At 64.9% G+C, this 6972-nt stretch carries 5 protein-coding genes; all 5 read right to left on the reverse strand.

What is annotated here, in order from left to right; all coding sequences use genetic code 11:
* Positions 1-114: 114 nt before the first annotated feature.
* The 5 genes from I6F35_RS18065 to I6F35_RS18085 all read right to left on the reverse strand — a co-directional run bounded on the left by I6F35_RS18065 (position 115) and on the right by I6F35_RS18085 (position 6581).
* Positions 115-306: a hypothetical protein gene (locus tag I6F35_RS18065; protein WP_225119036.1), complete on the reverse strand. Its 192-nt coding sequence runs from the start codon at positions 304-306 to the stop codon at positions 115-117.
* A 209-nt stretch (positions 307-515) separates the two neighbouring features.
* Positions 516-938, reverse strand: coding sequence for an acyl-CoA thioesterase (locus tag I6F35_RS18070; protein ID WP_225119037.1), 423 nt, complete (start codon positions 936-938; stop codon positions 516-518).
* Positions 935-3028, reverse strand: coding sequence for a 3-hydroxyacyl-CoA dehydrogenase NAD-binding domain-containing protein (locus I6F35_RS18075; protein WP_225119038.1), 2094 nt, complete (start codon positions 3026-3028; stop codon positions 935-937). The genes I6F35_RS18070 and I6F35_RS18075 overlap by 4 nt, the downstream gene beginning before the upstream one ends.
* A gap of 2 nt (positions 3029-3030) precedes the next feature.
* On the reverse strand, positions 3031-4314 hold the full coding sequence (locus I6F35_RS18080) for an acetyl-CoA C-acetyltransferase (RefSeq protein ID WP_225119039.1): 1284 nt from the start codon (positions 4312-4314) through the stop codon (positions 3031-3033).
* Entirely contained in the window at positions 4314-6581 is a 2268-nt protein-coding gene (locus I6F35_RS18085; RefSeq protein ID WP_225119040.1) for an acyl-CoA dehydrogenase, read from the reverse strand. Before I6F35_RS18085 ends, I6F35_RS18080 begins: the two co-directional genes overlap by 1 nt.
* Positions 6582-6972: the final 391 nt, after the last annotated feature.

A 6972-nucleotide genomic window follows, 5' to 3' on the forward strand; every position in this document is an offset into this window, starting at 1 on the left:
ACATCGTGCGGCGGTTTGGTGTCTGGGTCAACGCGGGAGATCGCCGCCGATTGAGGCGTCATCGTTTCCACGCCTCGTCCTCGCCCTGAGCAGGGACGACGGAGACAGGATCCTTCAGGATGCCAGCTTGAACTCGCCATCGGCGAGACGACGTGCAGCGCGCTCGGCTTCGCGCGCGTTGCGGAAAACCTGACCTTCCAGCCGGTTGAACTGATGACTGGCTGCGAAGAAACGATAGCCACGCTCATCGCGCACGACGATCCCGGCTGGATTGGAGCCGACTTCGATAATGTAGGTATCAGACATTCCCAGTCCCAATTGAAGTGCGGGCCAATAACGGGATGAGAGCCTGATTGTTCCTGGTGTCATCGCTGTTGCAGCTCAACGAAAAGCGATGCCGGCGCGACGAATTGTCCTGATATCGCCGCATTCCCGAACCCCGAATCACCTGCTCTCGCGAGATGTGGGATACGGGCGGCTGGTAACAATCATGTGTAAGCGGCGAGACGTCTTGGTTACGTCGGAATCGTAGCGCCGTCGCGCTGAATCGGCTGCGGGTTACCGTGGTCGTCGATCGAGACATAGGTGAAATTGCCGTCGGTAACCAGGATCGATTGCCGCTCCTTGCGACGGAGCACCCAGGCTTCGAGATGGACGGTGATCGAGGTGCGGCCGATCCGCACCAGGTTTGCGTGCACGGAGACGAGATCGCCGACATAGACGGCTTTACGGAAATTCATCGCCTCGATCGCGACCGTCACGGTGCGTGATTTCGCGACTTTAGAGGCGAACACGCCGCCGCCGAGATCCATCTGGCTCAGCAGCCAGCCGCCGAAGATGTCGCCATTGGCATTGGTATCCGCCGGCATCGCCAGCGTGCGGATGCAGAGATCGCCGCGCGGTTCGTTCTCTGACAGAGGAACGGTGGTGTCGGTCACTTGAACGTCTCCCAGCCGGCATCGGGCGCGAAGCGATCACCGAACTTCTGTGCGAGCGCCTGCAGCGTCGATACCACGTTCTCGATGCCGCGGGTGCGGGCGTAATTCAAAGGACCGCCGCGGAACGGCGCATAGCCGGTGCCGAAGATCATGGCGCCGTCGACCACGTCGGCATTGTCGACGATGCCTTCGCGCAAACAGGCGACGCAGACGTTCGACATCGGCAGCACCAGGCGATCGATCATTTCCTGCGTCGGCTCCGAGGTCGAGACCGGAGCGGACGCCGTGTCCCGCTTGCCGTCCTTCCAGAGATAGAATCCCTTGCCGGTCTTGCGGCCGAGCTCGCCCTTGGCGACCTTCTCGCGCAGCCACGCCGGCGTCGGCGGCAGGAGGTTGCCGAATTTCGAGCGCAGCATGTCGCCGACATCGAGACAGATATCGAGGCCGACCTGGTCGGCAAGCTCGATCGGCCCCATCGGCATCCCGAACTTCTTCGCCGCCGCATCGATCACCGATCTGTCCACCTTCTCGTCGAGCAGCAGCATCGCTTCCAGCATGTAGGGCGTCAGCGCGCGGTTGACGACGAAGCCCGGCGAGCTCTTCACCGGCAGCGGCAGGCGGTCGATGGCGCCGACGAAGGCGAGCGCCTGCTTCAACAGCTCGGCGTCGGTGCCGTCATGGCTGACGACCTCGACGAGCTGCAGTCGCGAGACCGGATTGAAGAAGTGCAGGCCGAGCAGCCGTTCGGGCTTTGCGAGCGTCGCGCGCAGATCCTGCAGCGGGATGCTCGAGGTGTTGGTCGCAAGGATCGCGCCCCGCTTCATCTTCGGCTCGATGCCGGCATAGACCTTCTGCTTCAGCTCGAGTTTTTCCGGCACTGCCTCGATGATGAGGTCGGCGTTGCGCACGCCCTCGCCCTCCATATCCGGGATCAGCCGATCATGCGCGTCGCGCACCTTCGTGCGCTTGCGGATGATCTTCCTGTAGAGGTCGTCGGCGCGCTTGATGGCGCCCGCGATCGGTTCGGGCTTCATGTCCGACAAGGTGACGCGCAGATCCCGCCCTGCGCACCAGGCAGCGATATCGCCGCCCATCGCGCCGGCGCCGATGACGTGGACATGCGCGATCCTGCTGCCGCCCCCTGCGAGCTTCTTCATCTGCTCGCGCAGGAAGAAGACACGGATCAGGTTCTGCGCCGTCGGGGTCACCATCAATTCGGCGAAGGACCGCTTCTCGGCGGTGAGCATCGCCGACTTCTCGCTGCCGTATTTCTCCCAGAGGTCGATCAGCGCATAGGGCGCGGGATAATGCGCCTGCGGCGCAGCCTTGGCGGCCTCGCTGCGCATGCGGGAGGCAAGAAAGCCGCGCACCGGACCGAAATTCAGGAGCGTGTTGAGCGAGCCGGGCCTGGCGCGCTTCAGCCGGCCGAATACCGCGTCCTTCACCGCGTTTCTGACATGGCGCTCCTGCGTCACCGCATCGACCAGGCCAAGCGATCTGGCGCGGCGCGCATCGATGGTCTTGCCCGTCAGCATCAGGCTCATCGCCTGCATCGGGTTGACGAGCCGCGTGAAGCGCACGGTGCCACCCAGGCCCGGATGCAGGCCGAGCATCACCTCGGGGAAGCCGAACCGCGCGCCATCAATGGCGATCCGCGACTGGCAGGCGAGTGCGACTTCGAGGCCGCCGCCGAGGCAGAAGCCGTGGATCACGGCGACCGTCGGCACGCGCAGCGCTTCGAGCCGGTTGATCACCGCATGCGCCCGGCCGATCTCGGCCTCGACCAGGCGCGCGTCGCTGGCGCCGCGGAATTCGTTGACATCGGCGCCGGCGATGAAGCCGCTGGTTTTCGCCGAGCGGATGACGAGGCCGGTCGGCCGCTGGCTTTCGAGCGAGGTCAGCACCGCATCGAATTCCTCGAGCACCTCGGCGTTCAGCGTGTTGGCGCTGGCGCCTTCGCGGTCGAACAGCAGCCAGGCGATGCCATCGTCATCGCGCGTCAGCTTGAAATTCTTGTAAGGGCCCGCCTCCGGCGTGGGCCCGAGTTCGAGAATCCGATCCCCGAGGACCTTCATGATCTCGGAATCCATGATCACACCGTCTCTATCAGCATGGCGCCGCCCTGCCCGCCGCCGATGCATTCGGTGGCGACGCCGCGCCGCTTGCCGAGCCGCCTCATGGTGTTGACAAGATGCAGCACGATGCGGTTGCCGCTGGTGCCGACGGGATGGCCGAGGCTGATCGCGCCGCCATCAACATTGAGCTTGGCGTGGTCGATCTTACCTGCGGCGCCGTCGAGGCCGAGAATCTCGCGACAGAACTTGTCGTCATTCCAGGCGGCGAGGCAGCCGAGCACCTGCGTCGCAAAGGCCTCGTTCAACTCCCAGGTCTCGACATCCTGCAGGCTCAATCCATTGCGCTTCAGGAGCGCGGTTGCCGACAGCACGGGGCCGAGCCCCATGATGCCGGGATCGAGCGCGGCCCACTGGCTGTCGAGGATCACGGCCTTCGGCTTCAGTCCGTGCTTGGCCACCGCCTGTTCGGAAGCGAGGATCACCCAGGAGGCGCCGTCGGTGATCTGCGAGGAATTGCCGGCGGTGACCTGGCCCCAGGGGCGTTCGAACACCGGCTTCAGTCTTGCCAGCGTCTCCGGCGTTGAATCCGGCCGGACGCCGTCGTCGTGATCGTAGAACTTGCCGTCGCGCGAGAACGACGTCTCGACTTCACCCTTCAGCCAGCCTTCGGCTTGCGCTTTCGCCAGGCGCCGGTGGCTCTCGGCGGCGTAGGCATCCGATTGCGCGCGGGTGATGCCGAAGAGATGGCCAACGACCTCGGCTGTCTGCCCCATGTTGAGCTCGGTGATGGGATCGGTGAGCCCACGCTCCAGGCCGATGATCGGCTTGAAATAGCCGGGGCGGAGCTTGAAGAAGGCGGCGATCTTCGCGCCCATGCTTCTGGCGCCGGCAAGCCCGGCGAACCAGCGTACGCCGGCATTGGGCCAGACCAGTGGCGCGTGGCTCAGCGCCTCGGCGCCGCCGGCGAGGATGAGATCGGCCGTGCCCTCGCGGATGTAGCGATAGCCGGTGTCGATCGACTGCATGCCGGAGCCGCAATTGATCTGCACGGTGAAGGCGACCATCTTCTCGCCCATGCCGAGCCTGAGCGCCGCGACGCGCGCCGGGTTCATCTCGTCGGCAATGACATTGACGCAGCCGAGGATCACCTGATCGAAGCTATCGGGCGCGAACGGCTGCCGTGCCAATAGCGGCCGGCCGCATTGCACGGCGAGATCAACAGGCGTGAACGGCCCTGGACCGGAGCGCGCCTTCAGGAACGGCGTCCGGCTGCCGTCGACGATAAAGACCGGTCGCGCCATCAGCTCGCCGCCCTCTGCTCTCCCAATTCCTGGAAGAACTGATGCACGTCGGCGGCCTTCCTGTAAATCGGCGACAGCGCCTCGGGCGCGAAATCATCGACCTCGATCACTGCCGCGACCGCCGCGCGGGCGGCGACGAGCTTGTCGGCATCGGACTGGGTGATGACGCCCTTCTTCACGGCTTCGTCCGGATCGCGCAGGCGCGCCGCGCGCATCTGCTTCGCGATATCCTCGGTGGCGGCGACCAGGCGGAAGGCCTTCTCCAGCCGTGCGAGGCCGCCGTCATCCTCGACGAAAGCAAGATCGGGTGTGACGCGATCGCGCGCGACTGACGGCTCCAGCACCAGCGCGGCGCATTGATGCACGACGCGGTCGGAGGGTCCGAGCACACGCGCGCCGAACGGCTGGATCAGGAGCTTCAGGATTGCAGCGACGAACCGGTTCGGCAGGTTGGCGATGATCTCCGCAAAACGGTTCTCGATGGTCCTGAAGCCGCTCGCCATGCACCATTCGAGCGCGGCGAAATCCTCTTTCTGCCGGCCTTCATCCTGCCAGCGCTTCAGCGCGGCTGAGAGCAGATAGAGCTCGGAGAGGATATCGCCGAAGCGGGCCGAGAGCATTTCCTTGCGCTTGAGCGCGCCGCCGAGCGTCAGCAGCGCCATGTCGGCACAAATCGCAAAGCCTGCGGAATAGCGCGAGAGCTGGCGATAGAATGTCGTGGCGTCGCCCGCATCGGGCGCCGGCGCGAACAGGCCGAAGGTCCAGCTCCGCCCCAAGGCGCGGAACATGGTCTTGAAGGTGTGGCCGACATGCCTCCACAACACCTTGTCGAAGGCGTCGAGCCCCTTGGCGCGGTCGGTTTCGCCGAGCGCCGTCATCTCCTCGAGCAGATAGGGATGCGCGCGGATCGCGCCCTGGCCGAACACGATCAGATTGCGGGTGAGGATGTTGGCGCCTTCCACGGTGATGCCGACCGGCACCGCGCGATGCAGGTTGCCGAGATAATTTTGCGGGCCGTCGATGACGGCCTTGCCGCCATGGATATCCATCGCGTCGTCGATCGCGATCCGCATCCGTTCGGTGGCGTGCAGCTTCATGATGCCCGAGATGACAGCGGGATGATGGCCGGCATTCAGCGCGGCGCAGGTCAGCCGCCGCGCGGCGTCCAGCAGATAGGCCGTGCCGACGATACGGGCGAGCGGCTCCTCGACGCCTTCGAACTTGGAAATCGAGATGCCGAATTGTTCGCGGATGCGGGCATAGGCGCCGGTGGTGCGCGCGGCATAGGCGGCGCCGGCAGCGGAGAGCGACGGCAGCGAGATGCCGCGGCCGGCGGCGAGCGCCGTCATCAGCATCTTCCAGCCCTGTCCCAGCCGCTCCTGGCCGCCGATGATGTAGTCGAGCGGGATGAAGACGTCGTGGCCCCGGTTCGGGCCGTTCTGGAACACCTGCATCGCCGGCAGATGGCGGTGGCCGATCTCGACGCCGGGCAGATGGGTCGGGATCAGCGCCACCGTGATGCCGAGCTCTTCCTGCTCGCCGACGAGATGATCGGGATCGTAAGCCTTGAAGGCGAGGCCGAGCAGCGTCGAAACGGGTCCGAGCGTGATGTAGCGCTTGTGCCAGTTGAGGCGCAGGCCGATCGTCTCGCGGCCTTCGAAATTGCCCTTGCAGATGATGCCGGTGTCGACCATCGAGGCCGCATCCGAGCCGGCTTCGGGGCTGGTGAGGCCGAAGCATGGGACGTCATGGCCGGAGGCGAGGCGCGGCAGCCATCTCTCCTGCTGCTCCCTGGCGCCGAAGCGCATCAGGAGCTCGCCGGGGCCGAGCGAGTTCGGCACCATCACGGTGACGGCGGCGGTCAGCGAGCGCGAGGAGAGTTTTCGCACCACTTCGGAATGCGCGTAAGGCGAGAAGCCGAGGCCGCCGAACTCTTTCGGGATGATCATGCCGAAGAATTTTTCGCGCTTGATGAAATCCCAGACCTCGCGCGGCAGGTCGCGCCATTCCCAGAAGATCTTCCATTCGTCGAGCATCCTGCAGAGCTCGTCGACGGGGCCGCTCAGGAAGGCCTTTTCTTCCTCGGTCAGTTCCGCTTGCGGATAGGCCAGCAGCTTCGACCAATCGGGATTGCCGGAAAAGAGGTCGGCGTCCCACCAGACGTCGCCGGCTTCCAGCGCCTCGCGCTCGGTGTCCGACATCGTCGGCATCACGCCGCGGGCGAACCCAAAGATCGGCTTGGTGATGAAGTCGCGACGAAAACTCATGGCGGTATCCTCATGATCGGCGGCGCGTACCAGCATATGTTAGCGGAATGTGGCCGACAGAAGTGAACACTTCGCTGGCAAACTGACGCGAATTGACGCGGTCGAGATAACGACCGAAGCGCGGTGCCAGTTCCGGGTGAGAGATAGCGCAGGCGGGTCACCTCGCCCCGCTTGCGGGGAGAGGTCGAAATTCAAGCACGGCTTGAATTTCGGGTGAGGGGGAGCCTCCGCGAGTCGGTCTGTCGCCGTGATCGCGGAGAGAGCCCCTTGTATCTGCTCGGACATGATTTGTGCGATGGAAGCGACTTGCGCTTTGGCCGGTGGCCACCGGCCAAAGCGCGTGGCGATGTCGCCCGTTTCCCCCTCCGGCTACAACCGTGGGTGAGCTTTG

Source organism: Bradyrhizobium sp. BRP22, from assembly GCF_020194175.1.
Classification (GTDB): domain Bacteria; phylum Pseudomonadota; class Alphaproteobacteria; order Rhizobiales; family Xanthobacteraceae; genus Bradyrhizobium.